14 protein-coding genes are annotated in these 16,267 nt (G+C 58.7%); 10 read left to right on the top strand and 4 right to left on the bottom strand.

The window, feature by feature from the left end; all coding sequences use genetic code 11:
* The first annotated feature begins 229 nt into the window (after positions 1-229).
* The 5 genes from ACR0IY_RS19340 (at position 230) to amaB (ending at position 4,574) form a co-directional block, all read left to right on the top strand.
* Positions 230-520 (top strand): hypothetical protein, encoded by a 291-nt coding sequence (locus ACR0IY_RS19340; protein WP_480676215.1) that lies wholly within the window; start codon positions 230-232, stop codon positions 518-520.
* A gap of 270 nt (positions 521-790) precedes the next feature.
* A complete protein-coding gene (locus tag ACR0IY_RS19335; RefSeq protein ID WP_480676213.1) occupies positions 791-1,096 on the top strand; it encodes a hypothetical protein in 306 nt (101 codons plus the stop codon).
* Positions 1,097-1,129: 33 nt separating this feature from the next.
* Positions 1,130-1,480 carry a hypothetical protein gene (locus ACR0IY_RS19330; RefSeq protein ID WP_480676211.1) on the top strand — a complete coding sequence of 117 codons (351 nt, stop codon included), beginning with the start codon at positions 1,130-1,132 and terminating at the stop codon, positions 1,478-1,480.
* Between the two features lie 472 nt (positions 1,481-1,952).
* Positions 1,953-3,059, top strand: a complete 1,107-nt coding sequence (locus tag ACR0IY_RS19325) for a saccharopine dehydrogenase family protein (protein ID WP_480676209.1) — start codon at positions 1,953-1,955, stop codon at positions 3,057-3,059.
* Between the two features lie 18 nt (positions 3,060-3,077).
* Positions 3,078-4,574, top strand: coding sequence for an L-piperidine-6-carboxylate dehydrogenase (amaB, locus tag ACR0IY_RS19320; protein ID WP_480676251.1), 1,497 nt, complete (start codon positions 3,078-3,080; stop codon positions 4,572-4,574).
* Positions 4,575-4,610: 36 nt separating this feature from the next.
* Here the strand turns inward: amaB and ACR0IY_RS19315 are convergent, their stop codons facing one another.
* A complete protein-coding gene (locus ACR0IY_RS19315) occupies positions 4,611-6,188 on the bottom strand; it encodes a DUF5928 domain-containing protein (RefSeq protein WP_480676207.1) in 1,578 nt (525 codons plus the stop codon).
* Positions 6,189-6,330: 142 nt separating this feature from the next.
* Here ACR0IY_RS19315 and ACR0IY_RS19310 point away from each other — a divergent pair, with 142 nt between their 5' ends.
* Positions 6,331-7,149, top strand: a complete 819-nt coding sequence (locus ACR0IY_RS19310) for a sulfotransferase family protein (RefSeq protein ID WP_480676205.1) — start codon at positions 6,331-6,333, stop codon at positions 7,147-7,149.
* Positions 7,150-7,328: 179 nt separating this feature from the next.
* Here the strand turns inward: ACR0IY_RS19310 and ilvD are convergent, their stop codons facing one another.
* Positions 7,329-9,161 carry a dihydroxy-acid dehydratase gene (gene ilvD / locus ACR0IY_RS19305; protein WP_480676203.1) on the bottom strand — a complete coding sequence of 611 codons (1,833 nt, stop codon included), beginning with the start codon at positions 9,159-9,161 and terminating at the stop codon, positions 7,329-7,331.
* A gap of 106 nt (positions 9,162-9,267) precedes the next feature.
* Between ilvD and ACR0IY_RS19300 the strand changes: the two genes are divergently transcribed.
* From ACR0IY_RS19300 to ACR0IY_RS19290, 3 genes are all read left to right on the top strand, one after another.
* Positions 9,268-9,831, top strand: coding sequence for a helix-turn-helix domain-containing protein (locus tag ACR0IY_RS19300; protein ID WP_480676248.1), 564 nt, complete (start codon positions 9,268-9,270; stop codon positions 9,829-9,831).
* A 143-nt stretch (positions 9,832-9,974) separates the two neighbouring features.
* Positions 9,975-10,829: a 3-mercaptopyruvate sulfurtransferase gene (gene sseA / locus ACR0IY_RS19295; protein ID WP_480676201.1), complete on the top strand. Its 855-nt coding sequence runs from the start codon at positions 9,975-9,977 to the stop codon at positions 10,827-10,829.
* Positions 10,829-12,013, top strand: coding sequence for an amino acid aminotransferase (locus tag ACR0IY_RS19290; protein WP_480676199.1), 1,185 nt, complete (start codon positions 10,829-10,831; stop codon positions 12,011-12,013). The genes sseA and ACR0IY_RS19290 overlap by 1 nt, the downstream gene beginning before the upstream one ends.
* Before the next feature lie 110 nt (positions 12,014-12,123).
* On the opposite strand, the gene ACR0IY_RS19285 is transcribed toward ACR0IY_RS19290, so the two are convergent.
* Both ACR0IY_RS19285 and ACR0IY_RS19280 read right to left on the bottom strand, forming a co-directional pair.
* Positions 12,124-13,449: an ammonium transporter gene (locus ACR0IY_RS19285; RefSeq protein WP_480676197.1), complete on the bottom strand. Its 1,326-nt coding sequence runs from the start codon at positions 13,447-13,449 to the stop codon at positions 12,124-12,126.
* Between the two features lie 33 nt (positions 13,450-13,482).
* A complete protein-coding gene (locus ACR0IY_RS19280; protein ID WP_480676195.1) occupies positions 13,483-13,821 on the bottom strand; it encodes a P-II family nitrogen regulator in 339 nt (112 codons plus the stop codon).
* Positions 13,822-14,078: 257 nt separating this feature from the next.
* On the opposite strand from ACR0IY_RS19280, the gene ACR0IY_RS19275 reads away from it, so the two are divergent.
* Positions 14,079-16,265 (top strand): transglycosylase domain-containing protein, encoded by a 2,187-nt coding sequence (locus ACR0IY_RS19275; protein WP_480676193.1) that lies wholly within the window; start codon positions 14,079-14,081, stop codon positions 16,263-16,265.
* Positions 16,266-16,267 lie beyond the last annotated feature (2 nt).

Raw genomic sequence — 16,267 nt, 5'->3', positions numbered from 1 at the left:
TTGGCGAATCTTCGCGTTCCGGGGGCCGGTTATCGCAGTTTCGCTGCTATGGAAAGCGGTCAAGTGACGTGTTGGGGCGTGTCGCGCTGAAAATTAGGCCGTTATAGCAAATGAGGTTCCTTGAAAAGTGTTATTTTTTAGATAGTTCTGCAAATTTCTTCGACTTCAGCGTTTTCTCCTGAAATCGGGTGTGATAGCGTCCGGACAAGTTTACTTCAGGAGATTCACGATGATCAGATCGACTATTCTGGTTTTGGCCCTCTCAACCACAAGTGTATATGCACAGAACGTTCCCGTTGACGCAGCGGCGACTCAGGCCGGTGCAGGTGCCGGCGGTGGCGCGGCAGGAGGTGGCGCCGCCGCAGGTGCGACAGGCGCCGCCGCTGCAGCAGGCGTCACTGGCTTTGTACCACTTGTCGCACCGGCACTGGGTGTCGTTGCTGCGGGCGTCGGTTTGGCAGCCGCCGCGGGTGGCGGTGGATCAACGAACAGCACAACAAGCACGGTCGGTACCAACTGATCTCGTCTGATACCCAACAGAAAAAAGCGCGCCAGCCCGGCGCGCTTTTTTTCTTGCCCTGAAGAAACAACGCTAATCAATCACGAGACTATATCGAGGGTCTGCAGCACTGTCGGCCGAGACATTCTGACCCGGCGCAGGCGTGATCTTTTGATGATGTCAGTTTTCTGACAATGTCCAAGTCATAGAAAAAAGCTATGGCAGCTGTGAAAGACAGCGTCCGACAAATAGGCTTTCCCCGGAAACATCGCGTGTGAGAGGCCACTAGCCATGCCATCCTGTCCCCGACCGGAACTCGGCGAGCCCTATTTGTTGACGCCTAGTCCACTGACCACCGCTTATTCAGTCAAACAGGCGATGCTGCGCGACTGGAGCGACTGGGACAGCGATTTTCGCAGCATGACCGCAGAAATTCGAACCCGTTTGCTGGACATGTTGGGGAATGGAAAGGAAGCCTATGACTGTGTCCCGATTCAAGGGTCGGGTACATTCGCGGTCGAGGCGATATTGACCTCAATGATCCCGCCCTCTGGCAAGGCGCTGGTGCTGGCCAACGGGGCTTATGGCCGACGTTAGGCGCAGACTCTGGCCTATGCCGGGCGGGCACATGTGGTTCTGGACAAGGGTGACTACCTGCCGCCGCGCGGTGCTGAGGTGACGCAGAATCTGAACGACGACCCTGCGATCACACATGTGGTTGCGATCCACTGCGAAACCAGTTCGGGTATTTTGAACCCTCTGGCCGAGATTGCCCGGGCCACGACGGCAGCGGGGCGCAAGCTGTTGATCGACAGCATGCCGGCCTTCGGCGCGACCCCCTTTAGCCCAGTGAATACCGTTCGAGGCGATGGTTTCATCGGCCAACAAATGTATCGAAGGAGTTCCGGGGTTCGGATTTGTTCTGGCCCGCGAGTCAGCGTTGATCGACGCCTAAGGCAATTGCCCGTCGCTCAGAGTTGAACTGCATGCGCAATGGGACGCAATGGAGAAAACAGGCCAGTGGCGTTTTACGCCGCCGACCCATGTTGTTGCTGCGTTCCTGTAGGCATTGGCCGAACACGAAGTCGAAGGTGGTGTGGCCCGGCGCGGGGAAAGGTACACGCAAAACCGGGATGTCATGGTCTCGGGCATGCGGGCGCGGGGTTTGAAACGCTTTTGTCGGACGGGTGGCTTTCGCCGATCATCGTGACCTTCTTTTGCCCTGCTGACCCGAATTTCGTCTTCGACCAGTTTTACAATCTGATGAAGGTGACCAGCGCAGCGCCGCCTGCCGAGTTGGTGGCGTCCCGATTGGTGCAGATAGAATGAGGGTGAACATATTGACAAAACTTCCGTCAATATGACGTAAACAACAACGTTTTCGTCAAGATACCCCCTGCGGTTCGAACACTCCTGGCCCCATACTTTCAAAAAAGGGAAGAGGAGGCGCGTCTTGAGCTGGAATATTTGTGTCATAGGTGCGGGTAAAATCGGTCAAATGATCGCAAGCCTGCTGCAATCATCATCGAACTATTCGGTCACAGTCGCCGACCGCGATTTGGCGGCTTTGTCAGTGCTGAATCGACTGGGTATTGCAACTCGGCAGATCGACGTGGCTGACGAAGCCCAGCTGACACAAGGGTTGGCCGGGTTTGACGCTGTCCTTTCGGCGGCACCATTCTTTCTGACCCCAAAGATCGCCAAGGCCGCCAAGGCGGCAGGCGCGCATTACTTTGATTTGACAGAGGACGTCGCCGCCACCAATGCGGTGCGCGACCTGGCGGCGGACAGCGACACGGCGTTCATGCCGCAATGCGGTCTGGCACCGGGGTTTGTCGGTATCGCGGGGGCTTCGCTGGCGGCAGAATTTGATGAGCTGGACAGCCTGCACATGCGGGTGGGTGCGTTGCCGCTCTATCCGACCAACGCGTTGAAATACAATCTGACATGGTCCACCGATGGGTTGATCAACGAGTACTGCAACCCCTGCGATGCCATCGTGAATGGCGAACGCGTGAAGACCGCACCGCTGGAGGATTACGAAGTTCTGGGCCATGACGGGGTCGAATACGAATGCTTCAACACCTCGGGCGGGTTGGGCACGCTGCCCGAAACGCTGGAGGGCAAGGCACGGGCGGTGTCCTATCGCTCGATCCGCTATCCGGGTCATTGCGACATTCTGAAGTTGTTGCTTAAGGATCTGGGGCTTGAGCGCCGCCGGGATCTGCTGAAGGACATTTTCGAGACCGCTCTGCCGCGCACCGATCAGGATGTAGTTCTGGTCTATTGCACTGCCAAGGGCATGATCGACGGCGCGCTGCGCGAAAAATCTCTGATCAACAAGAGCTTTGCCCGCACCATAAATGGTCAGGTCTGGAGCGCTATTCAGGTCACCACTGCCGCAGGCGTTCTGGGTGTGGTCGATCTGATGCGAACCGGGGGCCTTCCTGCGAAAGGTTTCATCCGGCAGGAGCAGGTGAACCTGACCGATTTCCTGAACACTGAATTTGGCCGGCTCTATCGCGCCGGTGACGTAACCGAACAAAACAAGGCGGCCTGAGATATGAAAGACATCGTTATGACTGCGCAAACCACCCTTGCAAATCTGGACCTGACTGAGGCGGACCTGACCGGTGGTACGCTCAGGGTGACGTCCCCGATTGACGGTAGTGTTCTGGCCGATGTGCATGAAACGCCTGTCACCGACATGGATGCCATCTTTGCCAACGCCAAATCCGCGTTCAAAGCGTGGCGCACCGTTCCGGCCCCCCGCCGCGGCGAACTGATCCGCCTTCTGGGCGAAGAACTGCGCGCCGCCAAGGACGATTTGGGTGCGCTTGTCAGCTGGGAGGCAGGCAAAATCACATCCGAAGGTCTGGGCGAAGTGCAGGAGATGATCGATATCTGCGACTTTGCCGTTGGCCTGTCGCGCCAGCTGTATGGCCTGACCATCGCGTCCGAACGTCCCGGCCACCGGATGATGGAGACTTGGCATCCGGCGGGTCCGGTCGGCGTGATCTCGGCCTTCAACTTCCCCGTTGCGGTCTGGTCGTGGAATGCGGCGCTGGCGCTGGTCTGCGGTGATCCCGTGATCTGGAAACCGTCTGAAAAGACTCCGCTGACGGCGATGGCCTGCCAAAAGATCTTCGAACGTGCACTGGTGCGGTTCGGTGATGCGCCCGACAATCTGCTGCAAACCCTGATCGGCGGCGCCGCGCTGGGCGAGGCGCTGGTGGCCAGTGACGATGTTCCGGTGATCTCGGCCACAGGTTCCACCCGTATGGGACGGGCTGTTGCCCCGATTGTGGCGCAGCGGTTTGGCAAATGCATTCTGGAACTGGGCGGCAACAACGCAATGATTGTTGGTCCGTCGGCCGATCTGGAAATGGCGGTGCGGGCGATTGTGTTCTCGGCCGTGGGCACCGCAGGTCAACGTTGCACCACTCTGCGCCGTCTGATCGTACACAACTCGATCCGTGAGGAGTTGGTGGGGCGTCTGAAAAAGGCCTATGCCGGCCTACCCATCGGTAACCCGCTGACCGAAGGAACATTGATCGGCCCGTTGGTGGATGAGGCGTCGGGTGCGGCCATGACCGCGGCGCTAGAAGCTGCAAAAGCCGAAGGTGGCACTGTGTTCGGCGGCAATCGCGTGACCAAAGACGTGCCGGCGGGCGTATACATGGAGCCTGCCATCGTCGAAATGCCCGGCCAGACCGATGTGGTTAAAACTGAAACCTTTGCCCCGATCCTCTATGTCATGGGCTATGATGACTTTGACGATGCGATTGAGCTGCAAAATGATGTGCCGCAAGGCCTGTCGTCCTGCGTGTTCACCCTGAATATGCGTGAGGCGGAACAGTTCCTGACCGCAGCCGGTTCGGATTGCGGCATTGCCAACGTCAATATCGGGCCTTCCGGGGCCGAGATCGGCGGCGCGTTCGGCGGTGAAAAGGAAACCGGCGGCGGACGCGAAAGCGGTTCGGACGCGTGGAAAGGCTATATGCGTCGGCAGACCAATACGGTGAACTACTCGGCCGAGCTGCCGCTGGCGCAGGGCGTCAAGTTCGACATTTGATTACATGTCCCGGCGGTGCCAGACGGTGTCGCCGGGTCAATCCGCAAATAGGTAATCCAGCCGCATTACGGCTTGCGCCTTGTCCTGTGAAACACCCAGAAACTCGGCCACGGCGGCTTCGTTCTCGGCCCGCGGGCTGGATTCCCTTAGGCGCAGGAACCCGTCGAAGCCTGCCCCCCGGATCAACTCGGATTCGTAAGCCATCGAATTGCGCAGGGTCGGGACAAGAGGCGCTACTGTCTCGGCCGGGCTACTTTCTCCGGCCAGGCCTACACGGCGAGCGTGGCCGATCAGGTACTCGTCGGAATAGTCACATTCTATTTCCAGGACATGGGCTCTGGCCTGATCGGCGGAGAAATCCTGAATGATCTCAAGATTGGCGGGATCGACGCAGATCACCAGCTTGTCGGTTTCGAAATGCTCGAACAGCATGCGTACAACCGCACGGCGGTGACGGGACCGTTTGACCAGGGTAGATTCGATGCCACCGAGATCGGGCAGGGCCGTGTCTTCTTCATCGAACAGGTATTCGACGCAAGGAATGTCGGTCTCAGACGCAATCTGATCCACCAGACGTTTGGCAACATGCCATTTCTTGCACGCGATCAGAAAAATATCGCGCTCTGGCCCTAACGTATTTCCGGCTTCCCAGAAACGCTGCCCGAAACGACGACCGACCCGCCCGCGCCCGGTGAGGAATCCGTAAAGGTTCCGCCCCTCATCCGAGATACTGAATTCGACCCCTTCGCTAGCATATAGATTGCCAAGCCGCTCTTTCAGCTCGTGGGCTTCGGGACTGATCTTGCGGGCAAACAGATAGTTTTGCCCCAGCAGCATGTCGTAATGGTCGTTGTAGAAGGTCACCGGCATCCCGTAATCCGAGAACATCAGGAAGGTCGGCGTGCGGTTCTCGATCTCACCCTTCGGGATCAGGTGACGCACGAGGGTTTGAAAAAAGGTTTCATCGGGAATCCAGGTCGTCGAGAAAAAGCGGATCACATCCGGGCGCTTGGACAGAAAGTCCAGGATCATCTCGACGGTGCGGCGGCGCAGGCACCACCACTGGCTGCCGATCATGATCTGCAGGTCCGCCGGTATTTCGCGGGTAAGACCAAAGCGTTTCTGCAGGTCGTATGAGGTATAGAACAACCTGCTCTGGGTGCGTTCATTGAAATAATGGCGATAGATCAAGCGGTCCTTTTTCATGCCGGTCTTGATCCAATTGCTGGCAAAGAAATCGTGGCTTTCCACAAAATCCCGGTCGTTTTCGTCCAGAAACCAGTGGATATATTCGGCGGTTTTGATCGCCATGCAATCGCCGGACAGCATGTAGAAATGCGTGGCCCGTGGAAAGGCGTCGACCGCGGCCTGAAGGGCATTCAGGGTCGCCTGCACCAGTGACCACTCACCCCAGCCACATTTGATGCGCTTGGCCGCAAAGGTCACGTTTGGATTGTCTTTCAGAGCCGTCCGAAGACGATCATAGGCCCGGGCGTCGGCGCGGGCATCGAAATGGATGGCCATGCAATCCCCCGCGGCCGTCAGTTGCTCGGCCTGCGCAATGATTGCGTCAGGGTCCTTATGGCACAATAGAATATAGGCAATCCTTGCCATTGTGTCTCTTTGATACCTGTTCCTGCCTGTGTCCAACCGTGATACTGAGGATGAGCGATTGAATAAACAGAATATTTTTGGTTCTTTGGCTACAAAAGCGAGCGTGTGTAGCGAGTTCTGACCTGTTGAGGAGGCACAACAGATGGGTTTTCCCGGAACCTGGATGACCGAAAGTGAAAGCATGGTCTACCGTGTCGTGCCGAAATGTGCCTGCTCGACCATCGGGCAGATCATGTATTATTCGGATCATGGCCGTTTTTTTGACGGTGACATTCACGATGCAAAGGACGGAATGCACAAATGGGCCTTTGACGACAGTCAGGGCCGGATTTCCAGCAATGTCCGTGACCATGCCTCTTATTCATTCACATGCGTGCGCAACCCGTATACCCGGATTCTCAGCTCGTTCTTCGACAAGATCTGCGGCATTCAGCGAAACGGCAAGCGATACCGGGGCAATCTGGTCCCGACGCTGATCTACAATTACGGAATCGAAGTGGGCGGCGATGACGGCAAGGGTGAGTTCGACCAGATCGCCAGTTTTCGCCGTTTCCTACTGTTTGCGCGGGACACGATCCGGTGGCGCAGGCCGATGGACCCCGATATTCACTGGTCCGCCATGTCAGGCCATGTCTCGACCTTCATCGTGAACGGCGGGCGGTACGACCGGATTTTCTGGACCGAGCAATTCAATGACGGGATGCAAGGCGTTCTGGATCATGTGGACATACCGCACGCCATAGACCTGTCAGGAATTCCACGTTTTAACGAATCCGAAGGACATGGCCCCAAACGCGCGCATCCGGTCGAGGATTATTTCGACGATCTGTCGATGCACCTTGTTTACGAAATCTACAAACAGGATTTCGATCTGTTCAAATACGATTTCGAGAACCCGGCCAACAAGATGCCAATTGGTGAGATCGATCTGGACGAGGTTCACGCAAAGCTGGGTGATTAATCCGAAAAAGCAGGCGCACGCGTCTGTTGCGATGTTTCTGATGAGAGATTTCTTTTGATTGGGCCCTGCACCGTTTAAAGTGTGGTGCCGGGCTCACGTCTGAACAGTTCAGCGGCGCAGCCGATGAGGCGTACCGGGGTTGGTGGGAACCGACCGGATCAGAGGCCGGTTCCAGCAGGTCAGACCTGACGCACGGCCCCTTTCGCCGCGCTGGTCGCCAGTTTGGCATAAGCTTTCAGGGCTGTGGACACCTTGCGCTTGCGCGGCTCGGCTGGCGCCCAACCTTTTTCGTCCTGTTCTTCACGACGCGCCGCCAGTTCTTCGTCGGACACGGCCAGGTGGATGGATCGGTTGGGGATGTCGATTTCGATCTTGTCGCCCTGGCGCACCAGACCGATTTCGCCACCTTCGGCCGCTTCGGGTGAGACGTGGCCAATCGAAAGCCCCGAGGTGCCGCCCGAGAACCGCCCGTCGGTCAGAAGGGCACAGGCTTTGCCCAACCCTTTGGATTTCAGGTACGAGGTCGGGTACAGCATCTCCTGCATGCCCGGGCCGCCGCGCGGGCCTTCATAGCGGATGACCACCACGTCTCCCGCTTCGACCTTGCCGGTCAGGATGTCGTTGACCGCTTGATCCTGGCTTTCGCAGACATAGGCAGTACCGGTGAAGGTCAGGCTGGCCGGATCGACGCCTGCGGTTTTCACGATACAGCCGTCGCGGGCGATGTTGCCAAACAGAACTGCCAGACCGCCGTCCTGACTGAAGGCGTGTTCTTTCGACCGGATCACACCGCCCTCGCGGTCCGTGTCCAGTTCCTTGTACCGGTTCGACTGGCTGAAGGCCTGTGTGGTGCGCACGCCACCCGGCGCGGCCTTGAACAGTTCCTGCGCCTTGGGGTTGTTGGCGACCTTGACGTCCCAATTGGCAATCGCCTCGCCCATTGTGGCGGAATGCACGGTGCTGCAATCCTCGTGCAGCAGACCCGCGCGGCTGAGTTCGCCCAGGATCGAGAAGATGCCGCCCGCGCGGTGAACATCTTCCATATGCACATTTTCGGTGTTCGGCGCGACCTTGCACAGACAGGGCACATTCCGGCTGAGCCGGTCCATGTCGGACATGGTGAAATGCACCTCGCCCTCATGCGCGATGGCCAACAGGTGCAGCACCGTGTTGGTCGAGCCGCCCATGGCGATATCCAGACTCATGGCGTTTTCAAACGCCTCATAGGTCGCGATTTCACGTGGCAGGAAGCCTTTTTCGTTCAGGTCATAATGGCGTTTGGTGATCTCGACGATGCGGCGACCGGCCTCCAGGAACAGGTCCTTACGATCGGCGTGGGTGGCCAGAGTCGAGCCGTTGCCCGGCAACGCCAGACCCAGTGCCTCGGCCAGGCAGTTCATCGAGTTGGCGGTGAACATGCCCGAGCACGACCCGCAGGTGGGGCAGGCATTTTCCTCGATATGCTTCACCTGCTCGTCGGTGTAGTGATCATCGGCGGCAGCGACCATCGCATCGACAAGGTCAATCTTCTTGACGTCCAGATCGGCGATGTCGATCTTGCCCGCCTCCATCGGCCCACCTGAAACAAAGATGGCGGGAATGTTCAGGCGCATGGCGGCCATCAGCATGCCCGGAGTGATCTTGTCACAGTTCGAGATGCAGACCATGGCGTCGGCGCAATGCGCGTTAACCATGTATTCCACGCTGTCCGCGATCACTTCGCGCGAGGGCAAAGAATACAGCATTCCGTCATGGCCCATGGCAATGCCGTCATCCACCGCGATGGTGTTGAACTCTTTGGCAACACCGCCGGCGGCCTCGACCTCGCGCGCAACCATCTGGCCTAGGTCCTTCAGGTGGACGTGGCCGGGCACGAATTGGGTGAACGAGTTGACGATGGCGATGATCGGCTTGCCGAAATCGTCATCCTGCATACCGGTGGCGCGCCACAGGCCGCGGGCACCGGCCATGTTGCGGCCATGGGTGGATGTTCTGGATCGGTACATTGGCATGATGCTGTTTCCCTTTTGCCCCGGTTGCGATATTCGGGGTGCGTACGTTATAGCGCACGTACCACATGTGCGCTATAACGCACAAGAGGATTCGAAAGACGATAAGATGGCACCTGACGATATTACACTGAAACTCAGGGATGTGCGCGCCGCCACCGGGCTGAGCCTGTCCAAAGTGGCCGAGATGACAGGCGTCAGCAAAGCCATGCTGGGTCAGATCGAACGCGGCGAATCCAGCCCGACAATCGCGACCTTGTGGAAAATCGCCAAAGGGTTTCAACTGCCGCTGAGTGCGCTGATTGGCTCGGAAACCCTGCGCGACACTTCAAGTTCCGAGGTCTTCCGTACCGTGACTTTTCCCGGCAGCATCGAGGTCAAGATCGTTTTTCCGTTTGACCCTGCGCTGCGGGCCGAGACCTTTCACGTCGACCTTGCTCCGAACCAGAGCCACGAATCCGCCGCCCATGCCGTTGGCGTGACCGAAGAGGTTTTTGTGCTGAACGGCGCGCTCGATATTCTGCGCGATGGAGAGTGGGTACCTTTGCAGGCTGGGCAGGGGCTGCGCTTTGCGGCGGACCTGCCACATGGTTACCGCGCAGGGGATCAGGGGGCTGCGTTTCTGAACATGCATCATTATGCCCAGCTTGATGCGTTGGCCGCGATCGGTTGATCTGATCGGATGGTGCCTTCCGGTATTCCTATTGCACCGGGCACGATAAATCCTTCTAAGCCTAGCACGCTAGCGCTATCCAGCCTTGAACCCAAATGCGCGCGCGTATAGGGAAAATCCAAGCTCGCTTTGGGGAGGCTTTGATGCAGGACGATCCGAAAACACTTGTTTCCACCGAATGGCTTGCCGCTCACCTAAAGGATCCGGATCTTCGGGTTCTGGACGGATCGTGGTACCTGCCGCAACAAAGGCGGGATGCAAAGGCAGAGTATGAGACTGCTCATATTCCGGGTGCACGCTTCTTTGATATCGATGAGATTTCTGATCTGCGGTCGGATCTGCCACACATGGCGCCACCGGTTGAGAAGTTCATGTCCCGGCTGCGGGCTATGGGTGTGGGCGACGGACATCAAGTGGTGGTCTACGACGGCGCAGGTCTGATGTCTGCGGCCCGAGTCTGGTGGCTGTTCCGGCTGATGGGACAAGACAACGTTGCCGTATTGGATGGCGGTTTTCCTAAATGGCAGGCTGAAGGGCGTGAAGTCGAGGATCTGCCCCCGATCATCCGCGATCGCCACATGACCGTGAGGGTCCAAAACCACCTGGTCCGCGATGTCACCCACGTGTCTGCTGCGGCCAAGCTGGCGGATCATGAAATTATCGATGCCCGGTCGGCGGCACGTTTCGCCGGGACCGAGGCCGAACCGCGTGAAGGCCTGCGTTCGGGCCACATTCCCGGCTCGCGCAATGTGCCGTTCGGCAATCTGCTGAACAAGAACGGCACGATGAAATCGCCCGAAGACTGCCGCGCCATTTTCGAGGCCGCCGGTGTAGATCTGTCGAAACCGGCGATCACATCCTGCGGATCGGGCGTGACCGCTGCAATCCTCAGCCTTGCGCTTGAGCGCATGGGTAAGAAAGATCATTCGCTTTATGACGGCTCCTGGGCCGAATGGGGTGCGTTCCCGACCCTGCCCGTCGCAACCGGAGAGAACTGATGTTCGAAAACCTCAAACCCCAGCCTGCCGACAAGATTCTGGCGCTGATGCAGATGTATCGCGAGGACCCGCGCGATCAAAAGATTGATCTGGGCGTTGGTGTCTACAAGAACGCCGAGGGCGTGACCCCGGTGATGCGCGCGGTGAAGGCCGCAGAAAAGCGTATTCTGGAAGAGCAAGTGTCTAAGGCTTACACCGGTTTGGCGGGTGACCCGGCCTATTCCGACGCGATGATCGACCTGATCCTGGGTACGTCCGTTCCGCGCGGGAACATCGCAGCCGTGGCGACTCCGGGCGGTACTGGTGCCTGCCGTCAGGCGTTTGAGATGATCTGTATGGCCAACCCTTCGGCGCGCGTGTTCGTGTCAAACCCGACCTGGCCGAACCACCTGTCGATCCTGAACTATCTGGGGATGGAGACGGTTCAGTATCGCTACTTCGATGGCGAAACTCGAGGTGTCGATTTCGACGGCATGATCGAAGACCTCAAGACCGCAAAGGCGGGCGATGTGGTGCTGCTGCATGGCTGCTGTCACAACCCGACCGGCGCCAACCTGAACATGGTGCAGTGGCAAGAGGTCGTGAATCTGATCAACGAACGCGGTCTGGTGGCGATGATCGACATTGCCTATCAGGGTTTCGGAGACGGCCTTGAAGAAGACGCCCAAGGTGCGCGTCTTGTGGCCTCGTCCGTCAAGCGCTGTCTGATCGCGGCGTCATGCTCGAAGAACTTCGGTGTGTATCGGGAACGCACTGGTTTGCTGATGGCTATCAGTGATGACGCCGGACAAACCGCTTTGAATCAGGGTACCTTGGCTTTCCTGAACCGTCAGAACTACTCGTTCCCGCCGGATCATGGTGCCCGGGTTGTGACCACGATCCTGACCGACGACGCCTTGCGCGCCGACTGGGCTGCCGAACTGGAAGAGGTGCGCCTGTCCATGTTGGGCCTGCGTCAGCAATTGGCAGATGAACTGCAGCGCCTCAGCGGGTCTGACCGGTTTGGGTTCATCGCCCAGCACCGCGGCATGTTTTCGCGTCTGGGTGCGGCTCCGGACCTGGTCGAGAAGCTGCGCGCCGATCACGGCATCTACATGGTCGGTGACAGCCGCCTGAACATCGCCGGCCTGAACGCGACCACAGTGCCAATTCTGGCACAGGCGATTGTTGACGTGGGCGTCTGAGCCTTCCTACCAAAAAAGAAAAAAGCCGTGCAAGCAAGCGCGGCTTTTTTGGTTTTGCGCCCAAAAAAGCCGGGCGCGAACGCCCGGCCTTCAAGTGGTTGTTTCAGGTCTTAGCCCTTGGAAAACTCAGGGTAGGCTTCCATACCCAGCTCGCCCATATCCAGACCATTGATCTCTTCTTCCTCTCCGACACGCAGGCCGGTGGTGGCCTTGATGATCATGAAGAGCACATAGCTGACCACGAAGACAAAGATGCCGATCGCTATAAAGCCGATGATTTGTGTGACGAAGGATGCGCCATCGTTGGTCCAGGCGACGATGAAGGTACCCCAGAAACCGGCGATCAGGTGAACCGGGATCGCACCGACCACGTCGTCGATCTTCATCTTGTCCAACATCGGGACAGCGAAGACCACGATTACGCCACCCACGGCACCGATGATAAGAGCCTGGAACAGCGACGGAGCCAGCGGTTCCGCGGTGATCGAGACGAGACCGGCCAGCGCTCCGTTCAGCACCATGGTCAGGTCAACCTTGCCGAACATCACTTGCGTCAGGATCAGCGCAGCGACGGCACCGGCGGCGGCGGCCATGTTGGTGTTGGCAAAGATGCGGCTGATGTCGGCAATGTCACCGATGGTGCCCATGGCCAGCTGCGAACCGCCGTTGAAGCCGAACCAACCCAGCCACAGGATGAATGTACCCAGGGTTGCCAGCGCCAAGTTCGAACCGGGGATCGGAACCACTTTGCCGTCTTTGTTGTACTTGCCGATCCGCGGGCCCAGCACGATGGCACCGGCCAGCGCGGCGAAACCACCTGCGGCGTGTACCAGAGTCGAGCCGGCGAAGTCGCTGAAGCCCATCTCGGACAACCAGCCGCCGCCCCACTGCCAGGACGCTTCGATCGGGTAGATGATACCAGTCAGGATGATCACGAACAGGAAGAACGGCCACAGCTTGACGCGCTCGGCCATGGTGCCCGACACGATCGAGGCAGTGGTCGCGCAGAACATCAGCTGGAAGAAGAAGTCTGAGCCGACAGAGGCGTAGGACAGGTCTGCATTCACACCGTCCAGGCCGACTGGCTCAAGTGAAGCGGGCGAGATGGCGCCCAGAACTCCGGGGATCATCCAACCATCGCCAGGGTACATCAGATTGTAACCGACCAGCCAGTACATGATGGCGGCAAAGGAAAACAGACCCATGTTCTTGATCAGCTGCATTGCTACGTTCTTGGAGCGCACCAGACCGGCCTCGAGCATGGCAAAGCCCGCTGCCATCCAGAACACCAGAAAGCCGCCGACCAGAAACAGCAACGAGGTCAGGATAAATTGCGTATGCTGCGCGGTCTCGCCGACGGCGGCCTCTTGCGCAAGGCCCATCTGCGGCAGCGCGGCAATCGCGGCGGCAGGGATGAGAGATTTCATCAGGTTCATAGTCAATCCTCGAATGGTTGTGAGTGGTGGCGCTTACAGCGCCTCTTCGTTCGTTTCCCCGGTTCGCACGCGCAGGGCCTGCTCGACTTCGAGGACAAAAACTTTGCCGTCACCGATCTTGCCGGTCTTGGCGGTTTTGGTGATGGTTTCGACGATCTGGTCGGCCATCGCGGCGGGCACCACGATTTCCAGCTTGATCTTGGGTACAAAATTCACGGCGTATTCGGCTCCGCGATAGATTTCCGTGTGACCCGATTGCGAGCCGAAGCCCTTGATCTCGGTCACCATCATGCCGCGGATGCCCGCGTCGGTCAGTGCCTCGCGCACCTCCTCAAGCTTGAACGGCTTGATTGTCGCAATGATCAGTTTCACGTCTTTCCCCTCTGCTTGCCCGGCAATCCGGTTTGTTTGCACCTGCAGAAAAAGAGCGTGCCTGACCGCTGCAAGGAACGTTTGCGTGGGGGAGTTGCTGGAAAAATAGGGAGAAGGTGCACAATTTTTGCACAAAATTGGCAACATGATTAAAAAATACGCAGTTCAGGGAGGCGCGTATCGGGAATTTCATGCCTCTACTTCACAGGCGTGGCAGGGTATGGTGCGTCAAAACGATAACCGGGCAGAGTTTGAGCATGACTGAGTCCAGGCGCCGGAAGGCTCCGCTTGTCGCAGATAAGAGATACCCGTCGAAGGGGCGTAAACCCACGGCGAAAAAAAGCACTGCGAAACCCGCAGGCAAAAAGGCTGTCTCGCGCAAAACGACCACGCGCAGGACGGCCCGCAAAAAGACGCGCAAGAAATCCAGTGGCGGTGGCGGCGGGTTTTTCCGTCGGCTGTTCCGCTGGGTCTGGCGGCTGATCTGGGGGATCACGTGGCGCGTCGGAGCTGTGGCCGCACTGTTGCTCGCGTTGGCAGTGGGCATTGTTTACACCTCGCTGCCCGATGTGGACGCTTTGCTGGACGGTCGTGCGCGGGGGTCAGTCACGTTGCTGGATCGAGACGGCAAGGTTTTTGCCTGGCGCGGGGATCAATTCGGCGGAGTGATTACCGCCGATACCGTCTCACCACATCTGAAAAATGCTGTGGTGGCGACCGAGGATAAACGGTTCTACCGTCATTTCGGTGTCAGTCCCCGTGGTGTCGCCAGTGCGGTGCGCATCAACCTGAGCGAAGGGCGTGGGCCGCTGTCCGGCCATGGGGGTTCGACCATCACGCAACAGACAGCCAAGCTGTTGTGTCTGGGTGTACCCTTTGTGTCCAGCGAGTGGGAATCTGAGGCTGACTATGAGGCCGATTGCCGTCAGGGGTCGCTGTGGCGCAAGGCCAAGGAAGCGATCTATGCAATGGCGATGGAGGTGAAATACTCCAAGGACGAAATCCTGACCATCTATCTGAACCGAGCATTTCTAGGGGCAGGGGCACGAGGCTTTGAGGCTGCAAGCCAGCGTTATTTCGGTATTTCCGCCGCCGAGGTGAACCCGGCACAGGCCGCGATGCTGGCCGGTCTGCTGGTGGCTCCTACGCGCTATGCCCCGACGAACAATCTACAGCGTTCGCAGGACCGGGCGCGCTTGGTCCTTGGGCTGATGGAGGCGCAGGGTTACCTGACCACCGCGCAAGCCAGCAGTGCCCGCAACAACCCAGCGCAGCTGTCCGAGGCCGCCGCCGCGCGGGCTGGAGGTTATTTTGCCGATTGGGTGATTACCGAGCTGCCCAGCTTTTTTGGCACCGACACCACCGATGACGTGGTGATCCGCACCACTCTGGATCAGCGCCTGCAAAAATCGGCGGAAGAGGCGCTGAAATACATCTTCCAAGAGAAGGTACGCGAAGGCTCAAAGGCGCAGGCCGCGATTGTGGTGATGTCGGCGGATGGTGCTGTGCGGGCGATGGTGGGCGGGCGCAAGACGCGGGTGTCCGGGGCGTTCAACCGGGCCACGCAGGCGCTGCGCCAGACCGGATCTTCTTTCAAGCCATTCGTCTATGCCACCGCGTTGGAACTAGGGTATTCACCGCTGGATACGGTAGTGGACGAACCCTATTGCATCAACATCCCCGGCTCGGGCCAGTGGTGCCCCAAGAACTATACCAACAAGTATTATGGCCGGGTCACTCTGGCGGACGCGCTGAAGAACTCTTTGAACATCCCGGCGGTAAAAGTGGCAGAGGTGGCCGGGCTGGACAATGTCCGCACAGTGGCCAGCGAGTTTGGCATCGAAAGCGATCTGGCCGAAGGTCCTGCGCTGGCGCTGGGCGCGTCGGAAAGTACGCTGATCGAGATGACCGGGGCCTATGCCGGTATCCTGAACGGGGGCTCGGCCGTAGAACCCTACGGCCTGTCTGAACTGAAGCTTTTGGGGGATGAGACCCCGCTGATGGTGACGACCTCGGGTATTGGTGAGCGGGTGATCAATGACAAGGCGGCCAAACAGCTGACGTGGATGATGGAGCGTGTGGTCTCTGAAGGCACCGGCGCGCGGGCGCAGCTGCCTGGCTGGCAAGTGGCGGGTAAGACCGGTACGACCCAAGCCGCGCGGGATGCGTGGTTCATCGGATTCACGGCGGACTACGTTGCCGGTGTGTGGATGGGGTACGACGACAACACGCCGCTGTCCGGTGTGACTGGCGGCGGGCTTCCTGCCGAGATTTGGAAGGAAACCATGCTGCGTGTGACCGAAGGCATGACGCCCACGCCGCTGCCGATGTTGGCCCCTGATCCACCGGTGCGAACCGCTCAGCCCAAGCAACAGCGTCGCAGGAAGGAAACCGGGTTGGACCGGGCCATCAACAACCTGCTGAACAACATCTTCGGGAATTGATA

Source organism: Ruegeria sp. BC1, assembly GCF_056539305.1.
The sequence above is the reverse complement of the archived record's forward strand: the minus strand, read 5'-3'. Positions and strand labels throughout refer to the sequence as shown.